Origin of the sequence: Gluconobacter sp. Dm-74, assembly GCF_018256135.1 — a bacterium.
Lineage (GTDB): Bacteria > Pseudomonadota > Alphaproteobacteria > Acetobacterales > Acetobacteraceae > Gluconobacter > Gluconobacter cadivus.
In genome coordinates this window covers 318,909-341,366 of the sequence record NZ_JAERLX010000002.1, presented here as the reverse complement: position 1 = coordinate 341,366, position 22,458 = coordinate 318,909, and the positions used below count along the sequence as shown (strand labels likewise).

23 protein-coding genes and 1 tRNA gene are annotated in these 22,458 nt (G+C 58.9%); 19 read left to right on the top strand and 5 right to left on the bottom strand.

What is annotated here, in order from left to right; all coding sequences use genetic code 11:
- Positions 1–8: 8 nt before the first annotated feature.
- Genes JK208_RS04750 through JK208_RS04730 form a run of 5 tightly spaced genes read left to right on the top strand, consistent with a single transcriptional unit; the run spans position 9 to position 6,584 of the window.
- Entirely contained in the window at positions 9–1,115 is a 1,107-nt protein-coding gene (locus JK208_RS04750; RefSeq protein WP_211574527.1) for a glycosyltransferase family 2 protein, read from the top strand.
- On the top strand, positions 1,027–2,520 hold the full coding sequence (locus JK208_RS04745) for a glycosyltransferase family 39 protein (RefSeq protein WP_211574526.1): 1,494 nt from the start codon (positions 1,027–1,029) through the stop codon (positions 2,518–2,520). The genes JK208_RS04750 and JK208_RS04745 overlap by 89 nt, the downstream gene beginning before the upstream one ends.
- A 50-nt stretch (positions 2,521–2,570) precedes the next feature.
- Positions 2,571–3,521, top strand: coding sequence for a flagellar motor protein MotB (locus JK208_RS04740; protein WP_211574525.1), 951 nt, complete (start codon positions 2,571–2,573; stop codon positions 3,519–3,521).
- A gap of 26 nt (positions 3,522–3,547) precedes the next feature.
- Positions 3,548–4,414, top strand: a complete 867-nt coding sequence (gene motA / locus JK208_RS04735; RefSeq protein ID WP_062027286.1) for a flagellar motor stator protein MotA — start codon at positions 3,548–3,550, stop codon at positions 4,412–4,414.
- A gap of 52 nt (positions 4,415–4,466) precedes the next feature.
- The gene (locus tag JK208_RS04730; RefSeq protein ID WP_211574524.1) at positions 4,467–6,584 is read left to right on the top strand and encodes a prolyl oligopeptidase family protein; all 2,118 of its coding nucleotides are present in this window, start codon (positions 4,467–4,469) and stop codon (positions 6,582–6,584) included.
- Positions 6,585–6,699: 115 nt separating this feature from the next.
- Here JK208_RS04730 and rpsU read toward each other — a convergent pair whose 3' ends face one another.
- Positions 6,700–6,903: a 30S ribosomal protein S21 gene (gene rpsU, locus JK208_RS04725; protein ID WP_011251722.1), complete on the bottom strand. Its 204-nt coding sequence runs from the start codon at positions 6,901–6,903 to the stop codon at positions 6,700–6,702.
- A 201-nt stretch (positions 6,904–7,104) separates the two neighbouring features.
- On the opposite strand from rpsU, the gene def reads away from it, so the two are divergent.
- Genes def through JK208_RS04705 form a run of 4 tightly spaced genes read left to right on the top strand, consistent with a single transcriptional unit; the run spans position 7,105 to position 10,169 of the window.
- Positions 7,105–7,617 carry a peptide deformylase gene (gene def, locus JK208_RS04720; RefSeq protein WP_211574762.1) on the top strand — a complete coding sequence of 171 codons (513 nt, stop codon included), beginning with the start codon at positions 7,105–7,107 and terminating at the stop codon, positions 7,615–7,617.
- Positions 7,614–8,102, top strand: a complete 489-nt coding sequence (locus JK208_RS04715; RefSeq protein ID WP_211574523.1) for a MarR family transcriptional regulator — start codon at positions 7,614–7,616, stop codon at positions 8,100–8,102. Before def ends, JK208_RS04715 begins: the two co-directional genes overlap by 4 nt.
- Positions 8,099–8,797 (top strand): response regulator, encoded by a 699-nt coding sequence (locus JK208_RS04710; RefSeq protein WP_211574522.1) that lies wholly within the window; start codon positions 8,099–8,101, stop codon positions 8,795–8,797. The genes JK208_RS04715 and JK208_RS04710 overlap by 4 nt, the downstream gene beginning before the upstream one ends.
- Positions 8,775–10,169, top strand: a complete 1,395-nt coding sequence (locus JK208_RS04705; RefSeq protein ID WP_211574521.1) for an ATP-binding protein — start codon at positions 8,775–8,777, stop codon at positions 10,167–10,169. The genes JK208_RS04710 and JK208_RS04705 overlap by 23 nt, the downstream gene beginning before the upstream one ends.
- A 16-nt stretch (positions 10,170–10,185) precedes the next feature.
- Here JK208_RS04705 and JK208_RS04700 read toward each other — a convergent pair whose 3' ends face one another.
- Positions 10,186–10,758, bottom strand: a complete 573-nt coding sequence (locus tag JK208_RS04700; RefSeq protein ID WP_211574520.1) for an outer membrane protein assembly factor BamE — start codon at positions 10,756–10,758, stop codon at positions 10,186–10,188.
- 107 nt (positions 10,759–10,865) lie between these two features.
- Between JK208_RS04700 and JK208_RS04695 the strand changes: the two genes are divergently transcribed.
- From JK208_RS04695 to JK208_RS04665, 7 genes are all read left to right on the top strand, one after another.
- Positions 10,866–11,447, top strand: coding sequence for a DUF177 domain-containing protein (locus JK208_RS04695; protein WP_211574519.1), 582 nt, complete (start codon positions 10,866–10,868; stop codon positions 11,445–11,447).
- Between the two features lie 153 nt (positions 11,448–11,600).
- Positions 11,601–11,813 (top strand): 50S ribosomal protein L32, encoded by a 213-nt coding sequence (gene rpmF / locus JK208_RS04690; RefSeq protein WP_062026921.1) that lies wholly within the window; start codon positions 11,601–11,603, stop codon positions 11,811–11,813.
- 73 nt (positions 11,814–11,886) lie between these two features.
- Positions 11,887–12,996, top strand: coding sequence for a phosphate acyltransferase PlsX (plsX, locus tag JK208_RS04685; RefSeq protein WP_211574518.1), 1,110 nt, complete (start codon positions 11,887–11,889; stop codon positions 12,994–12,996).
- Between the two features lie 6 nt (positions 12,997–13,002).
- Positions 13,003–13,977: a beta-ketoacyl-ACP synthase III gene (locus tag JK208_RS04680; RefSeq protein WP_211574517.1), complete on the top strand. Its 975-nt coding sequence runs from the start codon at positions 13,003–13,005 to the stop codon at positions 13,975–13,977.
- Between the two features lie 72 nt (positions 13,978–14,049).
- Positions 14,050–14,373, top strand: a complete 324-nt coding sequence (locus tag JK208_RS04675; RefSeq protein WP_194262106.1) for an integration host factor subunit alpha — start codon at positions 14,050–14,052, stop codon at positions 14,371–14,373.
- On the top strand, positions 14,363–15,145 hold the full coding sequence (locus tag JK208_RS04670; RefSeq protein ID WP_211574516.1) for a MerR family transcriptional regulator: 783 nt from the start codon (positions 14,363–14,365) through the stop codon (positions 15,143–15,145). The genes JK208_RS04675 and JK208_RS04670 overlap by 11 nt, the downstream gene beginning before the upstream one ends.
- Before the next feature lie 60 nt (positions 15,146–15,205).
- Positions 15,206–15,282, top strand: a tRNA-Pro gene (locus tag JK208_RS04665).
- A gap of 22 nt (positions 15,283–15,304) precedes the next feature.
- Here the strand turns inward: JK208_RS04665 and JK208_RS04660 are convergent.
- The 3 genes from JK208_RS04660 to JK208_RS04650 form a co-directional block, all read right to left on the bottom strand.
- Positions 15,305–16,429: an AI-2E family transporter gene (locus JK208_RS04660; RefSeq protein ID WP_211574515.1), complete on the bottom strand. Its 1,125-nt coding sequence runs from the start codon at positions 16,427–16,429 to the stop codon at positions 15,305–15,307.
- 123 nt (positions 16,430–16,552) lie between these two features.
- Complete coding sequence (locus JK208_RS04655; RefSeq protein ID WP_211574514.1) at positions 16,553–16,999, bottom strand: DUF3574 domain-containing protein; 447 nt, start codon at positions 16,997–16,999, stop codon at positions 16,553–16,555.
- Positions 16,996–17,838, bottom strand: a complete 843-nt coding sequence (locus JK208_RS04650; protein ID WP_211574513.1) for an NUDIX domain-containing protein — start codon at positions 17,836–17,838, stop codon at positions 16,996–16,998. Before JK208_RS04650 ends, JK208_RS04655 begins: the two co-directional genes overlap by 4 nt.
- Before the next feature lie 67 nt (positions 17,839–17,905).
- Between JK208_RS04650 and JK208_RS04645 the strand changes: the two genes are divergently transcribed.
- The 3 genes from JK208_RS04645 (at position 17,906) to fusA (ending at position 22,390) form a co-directional block, all read left to right on the top strand.
- Positions 17,906–19,702 (top strand): ABC transporter ATP-binding protein/permease, encoded by a 1,797-nt coding sequence (locus JK208_RS04645; RefSeq protein WP_211574512.1) that lies wholly within the window; start codon positions 17,906–17,908, stop codon positions 19,700–19,702.
- A 113-nt stretch (positions 19,703–19,815) separates the two neighbouring features.
- Complete coding sequence (gene rpmB / locus JK208_RS04640; protein WP_041110511.1) at positions 19,816–20,118, top strand: 50S ribosomal protein L28; 303 nt, start codon at positions 19,816–19,818, stop codon at positions 20,116–20,118.
- 169 nt (positions 20,119–20,287) lie between these two features.
- Positions 20,288–22,390 (top strand): elongation factor G, encoded by a 2,103-nt coding sequence (gene fusA, locus JK208_RS04635; protein WP_099286467.1) that lies wholly within the window; start codon positions 20,288–20,290, stop codon positions 22,388–22,390.
- Positions 22,391–22,458: the final 68 nt, after the last annotated feature.

Below are 22,458 nucleotides of genomic sequence, written 5' to 3'. Positions count from 1 at the left end.
CTGAACCCATGACCGCTTCCCGGTTGCTGTCTCTTCCGGCCGAACTGAGCGTCATTGTTCCCTGCTACAACGAGGTGTCCAATGTGGGGCCGATGGTTGCGGCGCTTGAAGGGGCGCTTGAGGGCACGGCGTGGGAAGTCATTTTCGTTGATGACAATTCACCGGATGGAACGGCCAATGAGGTGTCCCGGCTTGCGCGGCTGGACCCACGGGTCCGACTGGTGCGCCGCGTTGGCCGTCGGGGGCTGTCTTCTGCCGTAATCGAAGGTATTCTGTCGTCCAGCGCTCCTCTGGTTGCGGTGATGGACGGCGATCTGCAACACGATGAATCCGTTTTGCGGACCATGCTTGTTGAATTACAGAAGGGTGCCGAACTGGTCGTGGCCAGCCGCCATGTCGAGGGTGGCGATAGTGGTGGACTGGCCGGTCGTTGGAGGCATCTGCTTTCGGATGCGGGCATCCGGGCTGCACAGGCCGTCATGCCGCATCCATTGAGCGATCCGATGAGCGGCTTTTTCGCCATTCGTCGGGATCTTTTTGAATCCCTGTTGCCGCGCCTGTCCGGGACAGGCTTCAAGATTTTGCTTGATCTGGTGATGTCCGCTCCCAAAACTGTCCGGATTGTCGAGGTGCCATTCGTCTTCCGCCCGCGCCTTGCAGGCGAGAGCAAGCTTGATGTCGTGGTACTGCTTCAGTTTGCGACCATGATACTCGACAAGCTGACGCATGGCTGGCTGCCGACCCGCTTCATGGCCTTTGCGCTGGTCGGGCTTATTGGTGTGGTCGTGAATGTCAGCGTTTTGGATCTGGCAGGCGCATGCGGCCTGAGTTTTTCCTGGGCACAACTCGCCGGAACCGCTGTCGCTATTCTGACGAATTTTCTGCTGAACAACCGCTTCACCTACCATGATCGTCGCCTCAAGGGTCATAAGCTCTGGCGAGGATTGGCTGTCTTCGTCGCGGTCTGTTCGCTGGGGGCCGTCGCCAATATCGGCATTGCCCGGATGATGCTGGATAGTGCGGGTCATGGTCACTGGGACCGCTCGTCTGCCGCCGGGGCCGTCGTTGGTGTGGTCTGGAACTATGCGGTGTCTTCCACGCTGGTCTGGCGCTGAGACCGTGGGTGAAAATGCGCGAAATATCCGGCTCTTCTGGGAGCTTCTCGCGGGTCTGACGATCATCCGTCTGTACCTTGCAGCCAGTGTGCCACTAACGCCGGACGAGGCGTATTACTGGGTTTGGTCGCGCAATCTTCAGCCCGGCTATCTGGATCACCCGTTCATGGTGGCCCTGTGGGTCCGTGTTGGAACGTGGATTGTCGGGGATACGACGCTGGGTGTCCGTCTGCTGGGTCCACTGTCCGTCCTGCCGGGAAGCTGGGCGCTGTACCATGCGGCGCGGCGGCTGTTACCGGGGTCTCCATGGCCGCAATCGGGGCTCAGGGCCGCGCTGTTGCTGAATGCTACCCTGATGCTCGGTCTGGGTGCTGCGACGATGACGCCCGATACGCCGCTGCTGTTCTTCATTACGCTGTTTCTCTACACGCTCAGCCGCGCGATTGATCCCGAACTGACCGCACGCGCGGCTCTTCCGTGGTGGATCGGATCTGGCCTTCTGCTGGGACTGGCGTTTGATTCAAAATATACAGCCGTCCTGATCGGTCTTGGACTGGGAGGGGCAGTTCTCACGACGAAACGTCTGCGTCAGCAACCCGGTCCCTGGCTGGCTCTTCCGGGGCTGTTCGTGGCGATGTCGCCTGTCATTGTGTGGAATGCGAGACATCACTGGGCCAGCTTTATCAGGCAGGGAGGCCGAACGGGCGACTGGCATCCGGCACGGGCGCTCCAGTTTATGGGCGAACTGATCGGCGGACAGATCGGACTTGCCACGCCGCTTGTTTTTATCCTGTTTGTGATCGGGCTTTGGGTGTGTGTCAGACGCAACTGGCTGCTGGCATGGCTGGCTCTGGTGCCGACGGCCGTGTTTGTCGCCCATGCTTTCGGAGACCGCGTGCAGCCAAACTGGCCTGCCGTCATCTATCCGGTGCTTGCCATCGCCGCGCTTGAAGCCGGATGGCGCATCCGCTGGCCTGTGGTCAGCGGACTGGTCATCACTATGATCGTTTGCATTCAGGCAATATTTTCGCCGCTTCATCTCGTCCCGCATCGCGACCCGGTGTTGCGTCTGACCGGAGGATGGGATGAATTTGCCCGCAAGGTGGCCTTACAGGCAAAGGCGCAGGGCGCGACGGCTTTGGCCGCCGAAGATTATGGTCTGGCCTCCCGTCTGGCATTCACACAGAATATTCTTCCCGTTATCGGAACAGACCCGCGTTGGGATCTTTTCCGCCTTCCAGCCACAGCGATGGCGAAAACGGTCGTGATTGAAGAGCAGAGGCATGGCAGGGAAGGGCAGAAAGCCGCGACATCCTGCCGCGAAGTTCGGGGGCAGGCTATACGCTGTTACGCCGTGCATGAGCCGGATTTTGTCACAGGCGTGCGGTTGCCGGAGCGTTCTTAAACCTCTCCTTAAGAACTCGCCTGTCATACTGAGACCACTCAGGAGGCGGGATGTCCAACCAGAACGGCAAAGAAGCACGAAAGATCATCATCAAACGTTTTGACGTTGTTGAAGGTGGTCATCACGGCGGGGCATGGAAAATCGCCTACGCCGATTTCGTAACGGCCATGATGGCGTTCTTTCTGGTCATGTGGCTCATCAACGCCACGACGGAAGAGCAGCGAAAGGGTATCGCCAACTTCTTCAATCCGATGGCGGTCTGGAAAGACATGCCGCCACCCGTGGATAATGTTCTGCCTGCGGCTCCCGAGCCTGTTTCTCTGGAAACAAAAGCCGTCGCCTTGAAACCGGGCAAGGACCAGTACGGAAAACCGGTGCAGGGAGGGGCTTCGGGCGCACAAACGGCCAGAGATCAGAGCACGTCCAGCCCTCATACGGCCCAGATCGTCGTTCTTCATGATAATCAGATCCAGCCCGGCGAGCCGCCTGTCACCTCTTCTCCCCAGAACGCAGACCAGAAGGCCGAACAGGCTGCCAGAATGGCTGCGGCCCAGAAAATTCAGGCTCTGATCAGTAATGCGCCGGAACTGGCCGATGTCCGCTCGCAGGTCTCTGTTTCCGCGGGCGATGATGGCCTTCATATCCAAATCGCAGATTCCGACCATCAACCGATGTTCGCTTTGGGCAAGTCTACTCCTGATGCCCATGCAGTTCAGTTGATCAAGGCGATCGTGCCCTACCTCGAAAAACTGCACGGCAAGCTCTCCATCGCCGGTTACACGGACGCAGCACCCTACCGTCCCGGACAGATGAGCAACTGGAGCCTGTCGAGTGCAAGAGCGGTCGCCGTACGGGATCTGGTGGTTCAGAACGGCTTTCCGGATGGGCGCCTGAAATCCGTCAGCGGATATGCCGATCGGAACCTGTTTGACCCCATCCAGCCTCTCAACCCGCGGAACCGTCGCATCGTTCTGGTGCTGTCGCCCGATATTTCTCAATAAATTCAGGTCAGTCAGGAAGTTTTCGGATGTTCATCATTATCGGTCTGGTTGTTGTTCTGGGCTGTGTTTTCGGATCGTTCGTGGCATCCGGCGGGGCCATTGGCCCTCTCGTTTCATCAATGCCTTTTGAGCTTCTGACCATTCTGGGGGCTGCCGTCGGAACCTTTCTGATGGCCAATTCCATAGCGGCCGTGAAGCACCTGCCGGGTGGCCTGAAGAAGGCTATGAAGGGTTCGCAGTATGTCCGTTCGGACTATGTCGACCTTTTGAGTCTGCTGTTCCATATCTCGAAGCTGGCCTCTTCCAAAGGGTTCATGGCGCTTGAATCCCATATCGAAGACCCGCAGGGCAGTACGGTGTTCGGTGCTTTCCCGAAAATCCGGGACAATTCCCATGTTTGTTCGTTCATCTGCGATTACCTGCGTATGGCGGGTATGAACGCCACCGATCCGTATCAGATGGATGAGGTGATGGGGAATGAACTCAAGAAAAACATGCGGGAGGAAATGCACCTTTCCCATGCGCTGCAGTCCATTGCTGATGCGCTGCCCGCACTTGGGATCGTGGCGGCCGTTCTGGGTGTGATCAAGACCATGGCGTCCATCAGCAAGCCGCCCATCATTCTGGGTGAAATGATTGCAGGCGCTCTGGTCGGAACATTTCTTGGTATTCTTCTGGCCTACGGAATTGTCGCACCAATTGCCAGTCGGCTGGGGGGCGTAGTGGAGGAAGAATCCTCTTATCTTGATCTCGTGCGCTCTGTGATCGTGGCGCATCTTCAGGGCAATGCGCCTCAGGTCAGTGTCGAAATCGGCCGCAAAAGCATTCCATCCGATCTGATGCCGAGCTTTCAGGAAGTGGAAGAAGCAGTCAGCGCAGCAGCTGTGGCCTGATTGTCCGGATGCCTTTACGATGCCGATATTGTCGGTATCGTAAAGGCGTTCCATGTCTCCTGTTCTTGCGAGAGCACTTTGTCTGTCTCTCTCCATCCTGCCTCTGGCAGCCTATGCGGGCTCATCTTCTCTTCCGTCGCCTGCTGAACTGAGTCAGACAGACGGCGCCAAAGCGTTGGAATGGGTGCGGGCACAGAACGCCCATACAGAGGCGACGCTCACTTCTGATCCCCGCTACAAGCCTCTCTATCAGAAAATCCTGACGGCCCAGCAGTCCCCCGCACGTCTTGCGCTTCCGACGCAGCAGGGCGGAGAAATCTGGAACTTCTGGCAGGATGAGCATCATACACGCGGGATATGGCGCAGCACGTCTACCTCCTCCTTCCAGTCCGGCCATCCGCAATGGAAAACGCGTTTCGACCTTGATGCTTTGGCGCGCAATGAACATGCCAACTGGGTCATGGAAGGCCTGGATTGTCTCAGCCCGCAGGACCGGTTCTGTCTCATGTCGCTCTCACAGGCGGGGGAAGATGCCCATGTGGTCCGGGAATACGACACGCAGACAGATACTTTTGTAAAAGACGGCTTTGATCTTCCGTCCGGAAAGCAGACGGCCATCTGGGTTGATGCCAATACACTTCTGGTCTCGCGGGACTGGGGGACGGGCAATGCCGGGCTGACGCATTCGGGGTACCCGTATTCGGTTCGGCTTTTGCATCGTGGGCAGAAGCTGGATCAGGCCGTCGAGGTCTATCGCGGTCAGATCACGGATATGGATGTGGCGCCGGAGCGCCTGCGTGATAAAAAAGGCCACGAACTCGTTCTGATCAGCCGCCATCGGGATTTTTTCCACACGGAAGTCAGTCTGTTTGATCCTGCCACGCAGACGCTGACCCGGCTGCTTCTGCCAGAAAAATATGACAGCCTGTCCTATCTGGATGGCCAACTGGTTCTGCATCTCTTGCAGGACTGGACGGTGTCCGGTCAGACATTTCACGCCGATAGCATTGTCGCGCTGGACCTGAAAAATCCTGCCGTGCCTCAGCTCATCCTGTCGCCGACATCCCGTCAGACGATCGGGGATGGTATGGGTGATGCTCTGGCAGTGACAAAAGAGGGTCTGGTGGTTGTTCTATATGACAACGTTCAACCTGTCCTGAAGCTCTTTCGCCGGGCCGCGACTGGAGCATGGACGTCGCGGTCCATTGATCTCCCAAAGAATATGGCCGCAGAAATTGTTTCGTCAGATCCTGGTCTTTCACAGGCCTATCTTCAGCTTGAAGGTTTCATTCAGGCGCCACAGATCTGGGGCCTGAATACGACGACTCAGACCGATCAGCCTCTGTATCGCCAGCCCGATTTGTTCGATGCGTCCAATCTGGTTGTCGAACAGATGTCGGCGACCAGCACGGATGGGACGGCCATTCCCTATTTCATTGTGCATGCCAAGGATTGGCAGAAAGACGGGGCCCGTTCGACGCTGATGACGGCCTATGGTGGTTTCGGACTCTCCTATTTGCCGGTCTATCATCCCGATCTTGGGATCACGTGGTTTGACCGCGGTGGCGTTTACGTCATGGCCAATATCCGTGGCGGCGGAGAATTTGGCCCGGCATGGCATGATGTCGCGCGTCGGGAAGGGCGGCAGAAGGCTTATGACGACTTTGCAGCCGTTGCCCGGGATCTGACGGCGCGTCATATCACATCGCCACGGCATCTGGGGCTGCGGGGACGCTCCAATGGCGGTCTGCTGGCGGGGGTGGAGTTCACCCAACATCCAGAACTGTGGAATGCCGCCATCATTGGCGTGCCGCTTCTGGATATGATGAATTACGAGCAGATGGCGGCGGGCGCGTCCTGGGCGGCCGAGTATGGCAGCGTCTCGGAGCCGGGGCCGCGCGCGTTCTGGGAGAAAATGTCGCCTTTGCAGAACCTGAAGGCGGGTGTGGCCTATCCGGAGCCGTTTATTTTTACGTCAACGCGCGATGATCGCGTCGGCCCGATCCATGCGCGTCGTTTCGCGGCCCGGCTGGAAAGCCTGAAGCAGCCCTTCCTGTATTATGAAGACGTGGAAGGCGGCCATGCGGGTACAGTCAATGCGGCGGAAGTTGCGCATGAGCGGGCTCTGGAAGCCATCTATCTCAGTCACCGCCTGATGGACGCGCAGTAAGCTGTGCGTCTCCCCTGTCCGCAGATGGCGGGCAGGGGAGCAGGAGAATTTTAGGCATAAAAAAAGCCGCGCTCCCGAAGGAGGCGGCTTTTTTCCGTTCGGAGGACGGGAAGGCTTAGAAGCCTTCACGCTCCAGACGCTTACGCTCCATCTTGCGGGCGCGACGAACAGCTTCAGCTGCTTCGCGGGCGCGCTTCTCGGAGGGCTTTTCGAAGTGGCGACGCAGCTTCATTTCACGAAACACGCCTTCGCGCTGCATCTTCTTCTTGAGCGCCTTAAGCGCCTGGTCAACATTGTTGTCACGAACGAGAACCTGCACGGTGCCGTCAACTCCTTATGGGCCCGCTCTTCAGCGCCACCCGTGATATGGCAATCCAACTAAGGATGGTGCCCTTAACACATCTTTTGCGGGGAACGCAATTCATTCGGCCATGCTTGAATGGATTCTTCGCAAAGCGCACTCTGCGGCGTGCATGTGCGTTCCATCCGATGCAACGCCTGTCTGAAGAAAGAGGATTTCATGGCCCTGCTCAAGATTGCCCGGATGGGCAACCCCGTCCTGCATCAGGTGGCACGGGCCGTTTCCGACCCGAAAGCCCCGGAAATCCAGTCTCTTATCGCACACATGATGGAAACGATGGCCGATGCGCGCGGGGCAGGGCTGGCAGCACCTCAGGTCCATCAGCCGCTGCGGATGTTCGTCTATCATGTTCCTGCAAGCCGCGTGGCGACTCCCGAGGAGGCATTGCTGCCCCGCGTTCTCATCAATCCCGAAATCACGCCTCTGGGTGAAGAGATGATGACTTGCACCGAAGGGTGCCTATCGATTCCGGGGCTGCGGGCGGACGTGCCGCGCTATGCCGCAGTACGGTATTCTGGGCTGGATCAGGATGGTGTCTTGGTCGAAGGCGAGGCGACGGGATTTCATGCCAATGTTCTGCAGCACGAAAACGACCATCTGAACGGCATTCTCTATCCGCAGCGCATCATTGACTTCGATCGCTTCGGATATGTGGAGGAAACCCTTCGGTGACGGCCAGAACCATGGACATCCCGTCATCCGCGACGGCCCATCTTTATCTGCGAGAAGACCGGATCCGTCAGTCTTATGAGGCCATGATGCTGGCCTGGCGGACCCTGAATGCCGATTGTGAAAGTCTTCTGCGCGAGAAAGGGCTGGGGCCAGCGCATCACCGCATTCTTTTCCTGGCTGCCGCACATCCGGGGATTACCCCCACTGCGCTTTTGAACAGTCTTGGCATTACCAAACAGTCTCTGGGTCGCGCTCTGGGCGACCTTCGGGATCGCAAACTGCTCGTACAGGAAGAAGACCGCCATGACCGCCGCAGACGTCCCCTGCGTCTGACGGAAGCCGGAGAGGCTCTTGAACGCGAACTGTTCCTCATGATCCGCGAAGTGATGACCCGGGCTTATCGTGAGGCGGGCATGACGGCTGTGGAAGGGTTTCGCCGAGTCCTGACCCCCCTTCAGAGACCAGTCGGGAGTTCTGTGCCATGAGCGACGAGCATATTCTGGTCGTTGATGACGATCCGCGCCTTTTGCGGCTGCTTCAGCGTTATCTGTCCGAGAACGGCTATCGTGTGAGCACGGCCCTTGATGCTCTGGCAGCCCGCGACGTTCTGCAACGGATCCAGCCCGATGCGCTCGTCCTCGATGTCACCATGCCGGGCGAGGATGGTCTGTCTTTGACTAACAGCCTTCGCAAAGATGGCCTGTCACTTCCCATTCTGCTCCTGACGGCGCGGGGGGAGCCTGCGGACCGGATCGGGGGGCTTGAAGCCGGTGCGGACGACTATCTGGGCAAGCCTTTCGAGCCGCGTGAGCTTCTGCTTCGCCTGAGGGCCCATCTTCGACGTGTGGTGCCTGCCTTGCCGGTAGTGGACGAAGTTCCCGATATCCTGCGGCTGGGAGAGCTGGAATTCGACGCCAAACGTGGCCTGCTCAGTGGTCCTCAGGGGGCCGTGCATCTGACGGGAGGAGAATCCGCGCTTCTGGGCGTTCTCACCAGCCAGCCGGGAACGGTTCTATCGCGTGAAGCCATCGCCAAGGCATTGGAAATGGACGAGATTGGCGAACGTGCCGTCGATGTTCAGGTCACGCGTTTGCGTCGCCGGATCGAGGTGGATCCCAAAGAGCCCCGTTTTCTTCATACCGTGCGGGGCAAGGGTTATGTTCTCAAACCGGGACGCTGATCCGACGGTTGAGCGGGACGAGTCCTGGCAGAAGCTGGACCGTCCGTTAAGGCGTATTCTGCCGCGCTCCCTCATGGGGCGGTCGATGCTGATCGTGCTCATCCCGCTGCTGGTGACGCAGGCGATCGCGCTGGGCCTGTTTTACGGAACCTATCTGAATGTCGTCTCCCGCCGCCTCTCAGACGGCGTGACGGGCGAGATCTCGCTTGTCGTGGCGATGATCGAGCACGCCTCATCCTCGGAGGAACGAGCGTTTATTCTTCAGGATGCGTCCTCGCGGACCCAGCTGGGCTTCTCATTCCATCCTGCCGAAAAACTCTCCCGGTACGGCACGAATCATGTACTCGGCCCGATGGATGATGATTTTGCCCGCTCGATCCGGCAGAACCTTGGCCAAGCCTATGATGTGGACTGGTCTGAAGCGCCCCAGACGGTCCGTGCCTCGATCCAGCTTCCGCAGGGTGTGATGGTGGTCATGGTGCCGGTGAAACGCTTGAATATCGGGCCGATCTGGCTGTTCGTGGTCTGGGCCGTCAGTAGTTCCATTCTGCTGTTCCTGATCGCCGGGCTGTTCATGCGCAATCAGGTGCGCGCCATCCGCCGTCTTGGCCGTGCTGCCGAATTGTTCGGAATGGGAAGGGATGCCGGGCCGATCCGCCCTCAGGGCGCGCGGGAGGTGCGACAGGCTGCTGTTGCGTTCAATCGCATGCAGGCGAGGGTGAACCGCTTTGTGGCGCAACGTACGGCTGTTCTGGCGGGTGTTTCGCATGATTTGCGAACGCCCCTGACCCGACTGCGCCTGACAGTTGCCATGATCCCGACCTTCGGCCCGATCCGTGCCGAGAGCCTCAAGCCGGATCTGGCGGATATGGTCACGGATATCGAGGACATGGAACGTCTGATCGGCAGCTATCTGTCATTCGCGCGAGGAGAAGGGGCCGAGGAACCCGTTCTGACCGATCTGAGAGGCATGCTGGAGGATGTCGCAGCCGCCACTTTGCGTGCGGGAGGGCAGGTTCTGGGCGTTGAAGGTCGGGAAGGCGTTGAAGCGGTAGTCCGGCCTGACGCATTGCGCCGCGTTCTGACGAATCTGGCAGAAAATGCCCGCCGCCACGGCGGAGCGATGCGGTTCTCCCTGCGCGAAGGAGAGCGGAATATCGAAATCTCTGTAGAAGATAACGGGCCGGGCCTGTCCGCCAGCCGCCGGGCCGCCATTTCGGAACTGAATGGCACGAGCGTCAGTCAGGACGGACAAAGCGGAGGTCTGGGTCTGACGATTGTGCGGGACATCATTCATGCCCATGGCGGGTCCATCCGTTTGACGGACAGTCCGTTGGGAGGTTTGGGCGTTCTGCTCAACCTCCCGAAATAATCAGGTTTCCAGAAACTTAGGGCAGCGAGTTGCCAGCGCCACCATTGCCGGTGCCCTGACCGCCCATCGGGCCGGTGCTTCCGCCGAACTGGCTGCTCATGCCGCTCATCGGGTTGTAGCGGCCGACATTGCCCAGCAGTTCCTGCAGGATGGACGAACTGGTGCCTGGCGTTGGTGTCTTCGCGCCCACCATACCGACATACATCGCGTTCTTCTTGTTGAGTGTGTCTACCTTGCGCAGGACGCCGCCATTATCGAAATTCAGCACCACGACTTCCTGCTTTTTAACGCTCGGGAAGGTCAGTGGCGTTGGGGACGTGATCATCGAGACGTAGATCCAAGTATTGTCGTCGAAGGTCGCGTGCGCCGTCGGTGAGCCCAGCAGATCGAGAACGTCAGTGCGGGTGCTTGTTCCGGGTACGAGCTGTGCGTAATCGGTCTTTTCGATCAGGGAGCCGCGCGGCTCGGGAATCGGGGAAAAGAACGAGCATCCGCCGAGCAGTAGCGGAACACATGCCACTCCCGCCTGTGCGAAACGGCGAAGGACGCGTGTTCTGCTTTGGGGCGTCGGGGAAGATGCGTTATTCATGGATCCGGAAACTATCCTGTGCAAGAGAACCGCTCCACTGAGCGCGTGCCCGAATGGCGCCTGCATGTCAACGATTTCCCCCATAATCCGGGGGCTGGAGTGCCTGAATGTCCCATTCTCCTGAATTTTCCCGACGTATCCTCTTCAACCGGCTGGGATCGGGACTGGACGAGACGATCGAGGCAACGCCCGCAGAGCGGGCAGCCCTCGCGGCCCGTCTGGGTATCCCCGAGATTGAAACCCTGACCTGCCGTTTCCGTCTGACGCCATCGACCAGTCGAAGCGTTCTGGCGGAAGGGCATCTTGCGGCAAAGCTTACGCAGGTCTGCGTCATCACGTCAGAACCGTTCAAGGATGTTCTGGCCGAAACCTTCTTTTTGAAGTTCATCCCCGCAGAAGAGATGCCGGAAGACGAGTTCGACATCGATTCTATCGATCTGGACGGCCCGGACGAGGTTCCGCATGACGGAAAGGCCCTTGATATCGGCGAGGCTGCAGCGGAGCAGCTTGCCCTGATGCTGGACCCGTATCCGCGCAAACCCGGCGTCGGTCTGGAAAATGCGGTTGACGTGGCGCCCGCAGAAGGGGAAGAAGGGGCTGAGTTGTCTGGCGAAGGACTGGATGGTCCACGCCGTCCCAATCCGTTTTCAGCACTTTCCGCGCTGAAGAACGGGGACAGGAAAGAATAAAATCCCACGTCTGACTTGCGGGTTTCTTCAGGCTCTGCTAGAGCCGCCCGCCTGAACTCGACGTAAATACGAGACGACGAACAACAGGGCACCGGATGCCGCGGGGAGCGGAGCAGGGGTGCCGACACAGAAGCAGAAAGAGGCATAAAAGCCATGGCCGTCCCTAAAAGAAAGACTACGCCGTCCCGTCGTGGCATGCGTCGCAGCCACGACGCCCTGACCGTCGAGGCGCACGCAGAGTGCTCGAACTGTGGCGAACTGAAGCGTCCGCACCACGTTTGCAGCCATTGCGGTCACTATGACGGCCGTGAAGTGGTCGCTGCTGGCAACAGCGGCAAGGGCCTGAAGACCGCCGTCCGCGCCTGATCCCTACCTGCGGGTCCGTTGCCTCCCAGGAGCGCGGCCCCGCATCTGTGATGCTGTCCGGGAAACTGTCTCAATGACCAATGCGCCTGTCACGCCCGAACGTGACGTCGCGGCCTCCGGGCCTTATGCCCTCGCCGTCGATGCAATGGGTGGTGACAGGGCCCCGGATATCGTCCTTGCCGGACTTGATCTGGCTGCCGACCGGCACCCGAAGGCTCGTATTCTCCTGATCGGAGATGAAGTTGTTCTCAGGGCCGCTCTGGAAAAACACCCCAAAGCCGCAAGCCTGTGTGATATCCGTCACTCAGACGCCAGCATCCCCATGGAGATGAAGCCGACGTCCGCGTTGCGCGTTCGGGGCTCGTCCATGCGTATGGCCATGGAAGCCGTAGCGGCAGGGGAAGCTCGCGGCGTTGTCTCTGCGGGTAATAGCGGCGCCATGCTGGCGCTTGCGAAAATCATCGTCAAAGCTCTCCCGGGCATTTCCCGACCTGCCATGGCTGCGGTTCAGCCGTCTGCGCGTGGTGATGTCGTGATGCTCGATCTCGGTGCGAACATCGCCTGTGATGCGCGCAATCTGGTTGAGTTTGCGATCATGGGCGAGGCTTTTGCTCAGGCCGCGCTCGGCCTGCCGTCTCCGACAATCGGCCTTCTCAATGTCGGTTCGGAAGAGCTGAAAGGGGATGACCGTCTGCGAGAGGCTTCCGAGCGCCTGAGGGCCAGCCCTCTGGCGCCGCAGTTTCATGGCTTTGTCGAAGGACATGATATTACCGCCGGCACGACGGACGTGATCGTGACGGACGGATTTACCGGCAATATCGCGCTGAAAACCGGTGAAGGCGCACTGAAACTTGCCTTTGGCCTCCTGCGGCGCGTTTTTGAAACCAATCTCCTGACCCGCCTTGGATATCTGCTGGTCAAGCCCGGACTGGAGCGGATGCGGGAATGGATTGACCCGCGTCGCTACAACGGAGCCCTGTTCGTCGGTTTGAACGGCATTGTCGTGAAATCGCATGGTGGCGCGGACGGCGAGAGCTTTGCCGCAGCCGTCGATGTTGCCATGGATGCCGTCACGCACCATCTGAACGACAAGATCCGTGACCGTCTGGAGCAGTTGGGCATGGGAACGTCCGAACCGACTGAGGCCGTGTCCACCAAGGCTGTTCCTGAACCTGTGAGCTGAAAAAATATGTCCGATCCCATTCGTGTCCGTCTGACGGGTGTCGGGGGCTATCTGCCGCGCGACGTCGTAAGCAATGACGATCTTGCCCTGAAATACGGCATCGAGACTTCGGACGAATGGATCAGGACCCGAACCGGTATTGCCCAGCGGCATATTGCTTCCGGTGACGAAACCACGGCCAGCATGGCGGCTGAAGCAGCCCGACAGGCGCTGGGCTATGCTGGCGTTGACGCTTCCGAAGTCGATGCGGTTCTGGTCGCCACGGCCACGCCGGATCAGGTTTTCCCCGCTGTGGCTGTGCAGGTTCAGGCGTTGCTCGGTATGACGACGGGTTTCGGTTTCGACCTCAGCGCTGCCTGCTCGGGTTTTGTCTATGCGCTGGCAACGGCACGCGCGTTGATGCAGGCAGGTCAGGCGAAGAAAATCCTCGTGATCGGAAGCGAGGTGTTCTCGCGTCTGCTGGACTGGACGGACCGTTCCACCTGCGTCCTTTTCGGGGATGGTGCGGGTGCGGTGCTGTTGGAAGCCAGTCATGAAGGCGAAGAGGGTATTCTCTCCACCCATCTGCACTCCGATGGCCGAACGGGCGATATTCTTTATGTGGACGGTGCTGCAGGCTGTGCGTCCGCAACGCAGAAACTGCGCATGCAGGGACGTGAGGTGTTCCGCCATGCCGTGGTCAAGCTGTCGCAGGCCGTGGATGAGGCGCTGGCGGCCAATAATCTGACGGGTCAGGATATTCAGTGGATGGTGCCGCATCAGGCCAATCTGCGGATTATCGAAGGTATGGCGAAGAAACTGGCGCTGCCGTCGGATCGGGTCGTCGTGACCGTGGACCGTCATGCCAACACGTCTGCAGCCTCCATCCCACTGGCCCTGAACGAGGCTGTGCGAGATGGACGGATCCGGAAGGGCGATCTGGTTCTTATGGAGGCACTGGGCGGCGGTCTGACATGGGGATCCGCTCTCGTCCGGATGTAGTCAGTTTCCTGTTTAGAGCAGGTTAATGATTGATTCCTTTGACTGTTCTGAACGTCATGATACGCAAGTGACATGAGCACAGTCACGCGCGCGAATCTTGTCGAGCATCTCTATAGTCGTGTCGGTCTTTCCCGGCACGATTCCTCCATGATTCTCGAGAGCCTTCTGGATGCGATTTCCAACCGGCTCGAGGCGGGCGAATCCGTAAAGCTGAGCGGGTTCGGAACCTTTTCCGTCCGCCAGAAGGGGGAGCGCATTGGACGTAATCCCAAAACGGGCGTGGAAGTTCCCATCCTCCCCAGAGCCGTATTGGTGTTCAGGCCCTCCCAACTGTTGAGGGATCGCATGAACGGCTCCGAGACAGTCGCTGCCGAGGCGTCGTCCCATGACAGATAAGTCTATGCCCGAAGCCGTCGTGCTGCCGCCGAATGACGATATTCCGGCTGGCGCTGAAAAGGTCAGGAAGGCTCCGGATGCGTACCGGACCATCAGCGAGGTTGCCGAGGAACTGCATATTCCCCAGCACCGTCTGCGTTCGTGGGAAACCATTTATCCGGGTGTAAAGCCGTTCCGTGGGGAAAGTGGGCGGCGCTATTACAGCCCCGAGCATATCGAGACGCTTCGGCTGATTTCAGACCTGCTTTATGTGCAGGGATACAAGGGGCAGGGGGTTTTGCGCGTGTTGCGGGAGCGCCGTGCACAGAAGGCGCGGGCTGGTCAGAAGGCTGTTGAAGAGACTGCTTCGGAAGCAGTGCCTGAAATTTCAGCAGACTCCACGGAATTGGTTTCTATGCCCATTGTTAGCGCCGAGTTGACTGAGGAGGAGCAGCTTTCTGCGGATGAATCGCTGCTTACGGAGGTTGTCCACGATGAGGACTTGGATATCGCATCAGCAACCGAAGCTGACGACGAAATCATTTTCCCGGAACTTCCCGCTGAAGCTCACACTGTCATCGTGACTGAGGTTTTTGACATTCCGGCAGAAGAGCAGACGCCCGAAGCCGAAGCCGCAGCTCACGATTCTGCTCTTCTCATAACCCTGCGTGACGAGAACGAGCTTCTGTTCAGCACCCTAGAAAAGACAGAAGCCGAGAACGGTCTGTTGCGGGCGGAACTGCGCGAAATTCTCGAAGAGCTTCAGAATTTGCGAAATCTTCTGCCAGTTTAGTCACAATCCCCCATTGCGGTGAGGGTGGGACACTGCTAAACCACCGCCACCGCAGGACGACGGGCAGTAGCGCAGCCTGGTAGCGCACCAGTCTGGGGGACTGGGGGTCGTGGGTTCGAATCCCGCCTGCCCGACCAGTCCTGCGGTAATAATTCTTCCTTAATATTCAGTGTCTTTTGCATAGATCCCTTTGCGGGGATTTGTCTCTGTCCAGATCGTCCACAGCAGATGCAGGGCGGCCATGATGGCCGGACCAAGGAAGAGACCCAGCAGACCCCAGGTCTCGGCGCCGCCAAGAATTCCCAGCAGAACCCACAGGAACGGCATTTTCGTGCTGCCACCAATCAGGGCGGGGCGGATAAAATGGTCCGCGATGAAGATCACGACGGAGCCGATGGCGGCTACGACGATCGCTCCGATCATGCTGCTTTTTGCCAGCAGCAGCAGCGCCACCAGCCCAACCGTCGGCCATGCCAGAAATGGGATCATGGCGGCTACAGCCGTCACCATTGCAAACAGCAGAGGCTGGGGTGCGCCCGTCGACATATAGACGATGCCCATGATCGCGCCTTCACCCAGACCGACCAGAACAAGTCCAGCCAGTGTTCCGTGAACTGACGAAATCATCTGTTTGGCGAGGCTTTCTCCCTGCTCACCGAACAGACGCTGTGATCCCAGAAGGCATTTGCGGATGACGCTGTCGCCATCTTTCAGCAGGAAAAACAGTGTCAGGAGCGAAAAGGCGAACAGCGTGCCCCGGCGGGCGAGCTGGGTTCCCACTTGTCTGGTCATCTGCATTCCGTGTCCGACGTCGACAGAATGAAGCAGATGGGAGAGGCGTTGGGGGCTGGTCATGTGGTTCTGCCACCAGTTGGTGGCCTGAGTGGCCATAAAGGGCAGACGAGGCACCCATTCCGGCATCGGAATGCCGTTATTGCGGACGTCATCAATCCATTCCAGCGCGCTTCGTGCCTCATCCGCGACTTTCACCCCAACCAGTGAGACAGGCACCAGAAAGATCAATGCCACGGCCAGAGTGAAGATCATGGGCAGCCAGTCGCTGCGACCGAAGCGCAGTTCAGCGCGGCGGTAGAGCGGCCAGATCGAAATTGCGAACACGCAGCCCCAGAGAAGCGCCGGCAGAAAGCCCTTGAGGGTATAGAGGCCTATCGCCACGAAAAAGAGTGCCAGAAAGCCCCGTGCGCGCCGCTGGATCGTTCCCGTGGAGTCTGAGGCCTCTATCGTGATGGTGTCGGGTGCTGAGGGAGAAGAAAGATCTGTCATGGGACTTCCGGAAGAAAAACATGCCTGAACTGTCGTCCCGTGCAGAGCGATCTGCCTTGACGAGAAAAGTCCGGATGAAGAAGGCGTCAAAAGGACCGGGAAACGCTGTTCCGTAGTGCGGAACTATTCCACGGGAAGGCTTTCAAATGAAGAGCAGCCAGACTGTATGCTGAGTCCAACAGCCTGCTGGTTGAAACGTTTTTGATAGATCTGACGAATGGCTCTCAGATGAGCCTGAAGGCTGCGGTCTAAGGAAGGCGCAACAATCCAGACGATTCGTGACCCTTCCTGAATGACCTTGTGACCAGCGGCATCATACCACTGCCCCTGAGCGTCGATCACGGTAAAACCCGCAGGGAAACGCGGTGTGATTTCGCTGTCCACAAACTGCTGCCAGTCCTGCCTTTCGATGACACTGCCATCAGGGCGGGTCAGGCCGAATGCCAGACGGATCTGCAATCCGTCTTTCGCGCCGATTTCCCGACACAGATTGGGTGTGACGCTGACAGGAACAATACATCCGCCCAACAGAGGCGTCGTCAGGATCAGGGACGCGATTGCTTTTCTCACGCGGCCTGTCCGGAGAGGGCGCGGCGTAAAATGGCGGCGTCGGCGGGATCGAAAAGGCCGCGGCGCAGGAAGAGGTCGATCAGGACGAGATTGACGTTGAATTTGAAGTCGTCGGTGTCGCGGACCAGTGCCATGACCTCCTGAATGGAAAGAAGATGGAAGCTTTCCACTTCTCCGTCCTCTGCGACGGGCACGAAGCCCTCGGGGAGCAGGAGATCATAACAGTGCAGGACATCGCGCCTTAGCCCTTCAGGTCGCTCAAGAGCATAGTGGATCCGTCCGACGGCTTGCGCTTTTGCCGCGAGTTCGGCGGGGATCCCGGCTTCTTCCTGCGCTTCCTTGATCACGGTCGTTTGCGGGTCGAGGCCGGCGCTCATGCCCCCCGCGACCAGATGGTCCAGCTTTCCCGGATCGAGGCGCTTGCTCATGCTGCGCCGTGCGACCCAGAGGAAAAGCCCGTCTGACCGCTCGACCAGTCCGTTCAGATGCACGCCCTCGGCTGCAAGGCCCAGAACCGGAATGGCGCCCCGGTCCACCTGTCCAAGAACCACGCCGCTGTCATCGCGCACGTCGAAGGCCTCGTGATGGGAGGCGTAGAGGCCCATCTCACAGAGCGTGTGGGACAGTGGAAAGAGGTCCGCTCCGGCACCGACGCTGAATTTCTCCCCTGTGCGAACACCAAGGGTTTCAAGAGCCTGCACCGTGGACGGGCTGGCCCAGCCGATCTGTGAGTCAGCACAAAAGAACGGAGTGCGACCGCCCGGCAGGACGGCGCTGTTGCAGGCTGCGATATGCCGCAGAAACGGCTGAAGGGTGCGGGAGAAAGATTTATTCGACACAGTTCAGTATGTCGCATGCAGGACAGTCATTTGCAAAGCGCCGTCAGCACTTCCACATACTCAATCCATGCTCAAAAAAACCGATTCGACGTCTGAAGCGCTTTCCCTTCGTGTTTTATGGCCCCTGATCCGACCGGAGAAGCTCTGGCCGGACGCGACGCGCATTGGGTTTGCGCTGCTCATTCTTCTGGTGGAGAGCGCGACTGCGGTTGCAACGCCTTGGCTCTTTAGTCGCATGGTCAGCAGTCTTTCGCGTCCCGAAACTCTTCTGGCTGTTCCGGTCTGGCTTATCGCCCAGTATGCGGTCATCCGCATTATTTCCGGGCTGGCGAGCCCATTGCGGGAATTTTTGGTCAAGCCGGTTGAAACGGATCTTGAGCGTCGTGTTGCTGTCCTTGGCTTGCGGCATCTACATGATCTGAGCGTCCGGTTCCATCTGGACCGGCAGACGGGCTCCCTGACCCGAACACTCGATCGTGGGGCCGATGCTGTTGGAACGCTGCTGTCACTGGCGCTGTTCAACGTTCTGCCCAACGTCATCGAACTCATCATGACGCTGACCGTCATCCTGAAAATCTTCGACTGGCGATATGTGGCGCTGCTTCTGGTGGCGCTGGGGCTGTATTCCACCGTTTCCTATATTTTTACCCGTTTGAGGATGACGGCCCGCCGGGCGCGGAACCGTGCCAGCAATCAGGCCCAGCACCAGCTTGTGGACAGCATTCTCAACTTCGAGACGGTGCGCAGCTTTGCCAATGAAAGCCACGAGATCGAGCGTTACGACGCGGCGCGCAAGGATCTCCGGAAGGCGGAAATCAGCCTTCAGCGTTATGTCAGCCTGTCCCAGATCAGCCGGGGCTTTCTGATAGCCGCGACGACCACCACGCTTCTGGCCATGGCGGCGCATGACATTGTGCTCCATCGGCTTGCTGTGGCCCAGTTTGTTCTGATCGGCAGTTATCTGAGCGGGCTTTATTCATCCGTCGGTGCCCTGAATTATGTCAGTGCAGGCTGGCGCAATGCCCGCGTTGATCTGGAAAACTATCTCGAACTGCTCGCGATCCGGTCCGAAATTCTTCAGGTTCCACACCCTGTGCATCTTGCTGGAAAACTGTCGGAGGCCGGAGCGGCGGAGGTTGCGTTCCGCCATGTCTCTTTCGGCTACAGCCCCGCAAGGCAGATCCTGCATGATGTGTCCATCACCGTACCCGCAGGGACGTCTCTGGCCATTGTCGGCCATACAGGCTCTGGGAAATCTACGCTCGGGCGTCTGCTGACCCGCGCCTATGATCCCACGGAGGGCTCGGTCTGCATTGATGGGCACGACCTGCGTGAGATCGCGCCGACCGACATTCAGAACATTATCGGGACGGTCCCGCAGGATACAGTGCTCTTCAATTCCAGCATTGGCGACAATATTGCCTATGGCGATCTGTCAGCCTCCCGCGAAGAGATTGAAAATGCGGCCCGCAGCGCGCAGATCGACGCCTTCATCCGGGAACTGCCCGACGGGTATGAGACTGTTGTCGGGGAGCGTGGGCTGAAGCTCTCAGGGGGCGAGAAACAGCGTGTCGCTATTGCCCGCGTTATCCTCAAAGACCCGCGTATCCTGCTGCTGGACGAGGCCACAAGTGCGCTTGATACCCGCACCGAAGTCGCCATCCAGAAGGAGCTGGCGATCCTCTCTCAGGCGCGCACGACGATCATTGTCGCGCATCGTCTGTCCACCGTGCAGGATGCCGATCTCATCGTCGTGCTTGACGCAGGGCGCGTGGTGGAGCAGGGAAGCCATCCGGAACTGCTGTCCGCAGGTGGCCATTATGCCGCAATGTGGGCCGCGCAGGCCGGGGAAAACGCCGCTTGAACGTCTCCGGGGGTTGACGAAGCCCCCAACCATACGTCATAAGCCGCGCCTGATTTACGGAACACGCCGGGCCTCGCTGTCCTGCGTCATCCAGCATCGAGGAAAGTATCACCATGTCTCGCCGTTGCCAGATCACGGGCAAGGGCGTGCTGACGGGCAACAACGTCAGCCACGCCAATAACAAGTCCCGCCGTCGTTTTCTCCCGAACCTGCAGGAGACCACGCTGATCTCCGATATTCTCGGTGCTTCGGTGCGTATGCGCCTGTCCACCAACGGTATCCGCACGGTTGAGCACAACGGTGGACTGGATTCGTTCCTGCTGGGTACGCCGAACCGCAAGCTTCCGACGGAAGCCCAGGTCATCAAGCGCCGTATCCTGCGCGTTCAGGAACGCAAGGCTGCCCAGACCGCCTGAGGAATCTTCGCCGAACTTTGTTTGGTAACAAGATTGCTCTTGAAAACCATGGCGGTCTGGGTCATTCAGCCGCCACTGGGATAAATCAGGTTCGGTCCTTTCACAGGGCCGCAGCGGAGGTGTTTCGGTCCAGGCTGAAACACCTTTCATTGTATTTTGGAGGTTCTCCGTGTCCGAAAGCGTTCAGGAAGCCAAGTCGGCTCTCTCGAAGATTCGCAACATCGGTATTACCGCGCACATCGATGCCGGTAAGACCACGACGACCGAGCGTATCCTGTATTACACGGGTGTCTCTCACAAGATCGGTGAGGTCCACGAAGGCAACACCACCACCGACTACATGGCGCAGGAGCGTGAGCGTGGCATCACGATCACCTCGGCTGCCGTGACGTGTGAGTGGAACGACCACCGCATCAACATCATCGACACCCCGGGCCACATTGACTTCAACATCGAAGTCAACCGTTCGCTCCGCGTGCTCGATGGCGCGATCTTCGTGATCGAAGGCGTGGCCGGCGTGCAGCCACAGTCCGAAACGAACTGGCGCCTTGCTGATCGTTACAACGTTCCGCGCGTCATCTTCATCAACAAGCTCGACCGTACTGGCGCCGACTTCTACTACGCTTTCAGCACGCTGAAAGAGAAGCTGGACATCGTGGCCGTTCCGCTGCAGCTCCCGATTGGCGCCGAAGAAAACTTCGTTGGCGTGGTCGATCTGGTCGAGATGCGCGCCATCGTTTGGGAAGGCGGCGAACTCGGCGCCAAGTTCCACTACGAAGAGATCCCGGCTGACCTGAAGGAAAAGGCTGACGAAGCCCGCCAGGTCCTGCTCGATACGGCTCTGGCCGTCGACGACGCAGCCATGGAAGAGTACTTCGAGAAGGGCGACGTGGACGTTGCAACCCTCAAGAAGTGCATCAAGAAGGGTGCGATTTCCGGTGAATTCCGTCCCGTCATGTGCGGTACGGCGTTCAAGAACAAGGGTGTTCAGCCCCTGCTCGACGCGGTCATCGACTACCTGCCGGCTCCTGACGAAGTCGAAGGCATCCGTATTGCTCCGCCGGAAGGTGAAGAAGTCGACGAAGACTTCCTGCCGATCGTTCCGGTCGATCCGGATGGCAAGTTCGCTGGCCTTGCGTTCAAGATCATCTCCGACAAGTACGGTACGCTGACCTTCGTTCGCGTCTATCGTGGCGTTCTGAACTCCGGTGACACCATCCTGAACACGACGAAGGGTCACAAGGAACGCGTCGGACGCATGTTCCAGATGCACGCCGACAAGCGTCAGGAAGTGAAGTCCGTTGGTGCTGGTGATATCGCCGCATTCGTGGGCCTCAAGGACACCGTTACGGGTGACACGCTTGCCGATGCCTCCGATCCGGTGGTTCTGGAGCGTATGCAATTCCCGGTTCCGGTTATCGACATCTCCGTCGAGCCGAAGACCAAGGACGGCGTCGAGAAGATGACGCTGGCGCTGCAGAAGCTGACGGCTGAAGATCCGTCCCTGCACCTCAAGACCGATCAGGAAACGGGTCAGACCATCCTGTCCGGCATGGGCGAGCTTCACCTGGACATTATCGTGGACCGTCTGCGTCGTGAATACGGCGTTGATGCCAACATCGGCGCACCGCAGGTGGCTTACCGTGAGACGATCACGCGGCCGCATGTCGAGACCTACACCCACAAGAAGCAGTCTGGTGGTTCGGGTCAGTACGCTGAAGTCAAGATCGAGTTTGCTCCGTCCGACAAGCCGGATGAGATCATCTTCGAGAACAAGGTCGTCGGTGGTACGGTTCCGAAGGAATACATCCCGGCTGTCGAAAAGGGCATCCGTATGCAGAGCACCACGGGTGTTCTCGCCGGCTTCCCGACGGTGGACTTCAAGTTCACGCTGCTCGACGGTAAGTACCATGACGTTGACTCGTCGGCTCTGGCCTTCGAAATCGCCGCCAAGGCCTGCTTCCGTGAAGGCATGAAGAACGCCGGTCCGGTGATCCTCGAGCCGATCATGGACGTGGAAGTCACGACCCCGAACGACCATGTCGGTGACGTTGTGGGCGATCTCAACCGTCGTCGTGGCATCATCCAGAACCAGGAAACCTCTGGTTCGACCGTGATGATCCGTGCACAGGTGCCGCTGAAGGAAATGTTCGGCTACATCTCGCATCTGCGTTCTGCCACGAAGGGCCGTGCGTCCTTCACCATGCAGTTCCATCACTACGAAGCCGTTCCCCGGAACGTGGCCGACGAAATCATCGCGAAGTCTGCCTGATTTCTTCAGCCTTGCTGAAACATCGAACCCCGCCAGAGCAATCTGGCGGGGTTTTTTTGTGTCTGATC

What these genes read in the sequence shown, in the direction of transcription:
- JK208_RS04750 (WP_211574527.1), top strand. Translation starts at nt 9, where the DNA reads ATGACCGCTTCCCGGTTGCTGTCTCTTCCGGCCGAACTGAGCGTCATT.
- JK208_RS04745 (WP_211574526.1), top strand. Translation starts at nt 1,027, where the DNA reads ATGGTCACTGGGACCGCTCGTCTGCCGCCGGGGCCGTCGTTGGTGTGG.
- JK208_RS04740 (WP_211574525.1), top strand. Translation starts at nt 2,571, where the DNA reads ATGTCCAACCAGAACGGCAAAGAAGCACGAAAGATCATCATCAAACGT.
- motA (WP_062027286.1), top strand. Translation starts at nt 3,548, where the DNA reads ATGTTCATCATTATCGGTCTGGTTGTTGTTCTGGGCTGTGTTTTCGGA.
- JK208_RS04730 (WP_211574524.1), top strand. Translation starts at nt 4,467, where the DNA reads ATGTCTCCTGTTCTTGCGAGAGCACTTTGTCTGTCTCTCTCCATCCTG.
- def (WP_211574762.1), top strand. Translation starts at nt 7,105, where the DNA reads ATGGCCCTGCTCAAGATTGCCCGGATGGGCAACCCCGTCCTGCATCAG.
- JK208_RS04710 (WP_211574522.1), top strand. Translation starts at nt 8,099, where the DNA reads ATGAGCGACGAGCATATTCTGGTCGTTGATGACGATCCGCGCCTTTTG.
- JK208_RS04705 (WP_211574521.1), top strand. Translation starts at nt 8,775, where the DNA reads ATGTTCTCAAACCGGGACGCTGATCCGACGGTTGAGCGGGACGAGTCC.
- JK208_RS04700 (WP_211574520.1), bottom strand. Translation starts at nt 10,758, where the DNA reads ATGAATAACGCATCTTCCCCGACGCCCCAAAGCAGAACACGCGTCCTT.
- JK208_RS04695 (WP_211574519.1), top strand. Translation starts at nt 10,866, where the DNA reads ATGTCCCATTCTCCTGAATTTTCCCGACGTATCCTCTTCAACCGGCTG.
- rpmF (WP_062026921.1), top strand. Translation starts at nt 11,601, where the DNA reads ATGGCCGTCCCTAAAAGAAAGACTACGCCGTCCCGTCGTGGCATGCGT.
- plsX (WP_211574518.1), top strand. Translation starts at nt 11,887, where the DNA reads ATGACCAATGCGCCTGTCACGCCCGAACGTGACGTCGCGGCCTCCGGG.
- JK208_RS04680 (WP_211574517.1), top strand. Translation starts at nt 13,003, where the DNA reads ATGTCCGATCCCATTCGTGTCCGTCTGACGGGTGTCGGGGGCTATCTG.
- JK208_RS04675 (WP_194262106.1), top strand. Translation starts at nt 14,050, where the DNA reads ATGAGCACAGTCACGCGCGCGAATCTTGTCGAGCATCTCTATAGTCGT.
- JK208_RS04670 (WP_211574516.1), top strand. Translation starts at nt 14,363, where the DNA reads ATGACAGATAAGTCTATGCCCGAAGCCGTCGTGCTGCCGCCGAATGAC.
- JK208_RS04660 (WP_211574515.1), bottom strand. Translation starts at nt 16,429, where the DNA reads ATGACAGATCTTTCTTCTCCCTCAGCACCCGACACCATCACGATAGAG.
- JK208_RS04645 (WP_211574512.1), top strand. Translation starts at nt 17,906, where the DNA reads ATGCTCAAAAAAACCGATTCGACGTCTGAAGCGCTTTCCCTTCGTGTT.
- rpmB (WP_041110511.1), top strand. Translation starts at nt 19,816, where the DNA reads ATGTCTCGCCGTTGCCAGATCACGGGCAAGGGCGTGCTGACGGGCAAC.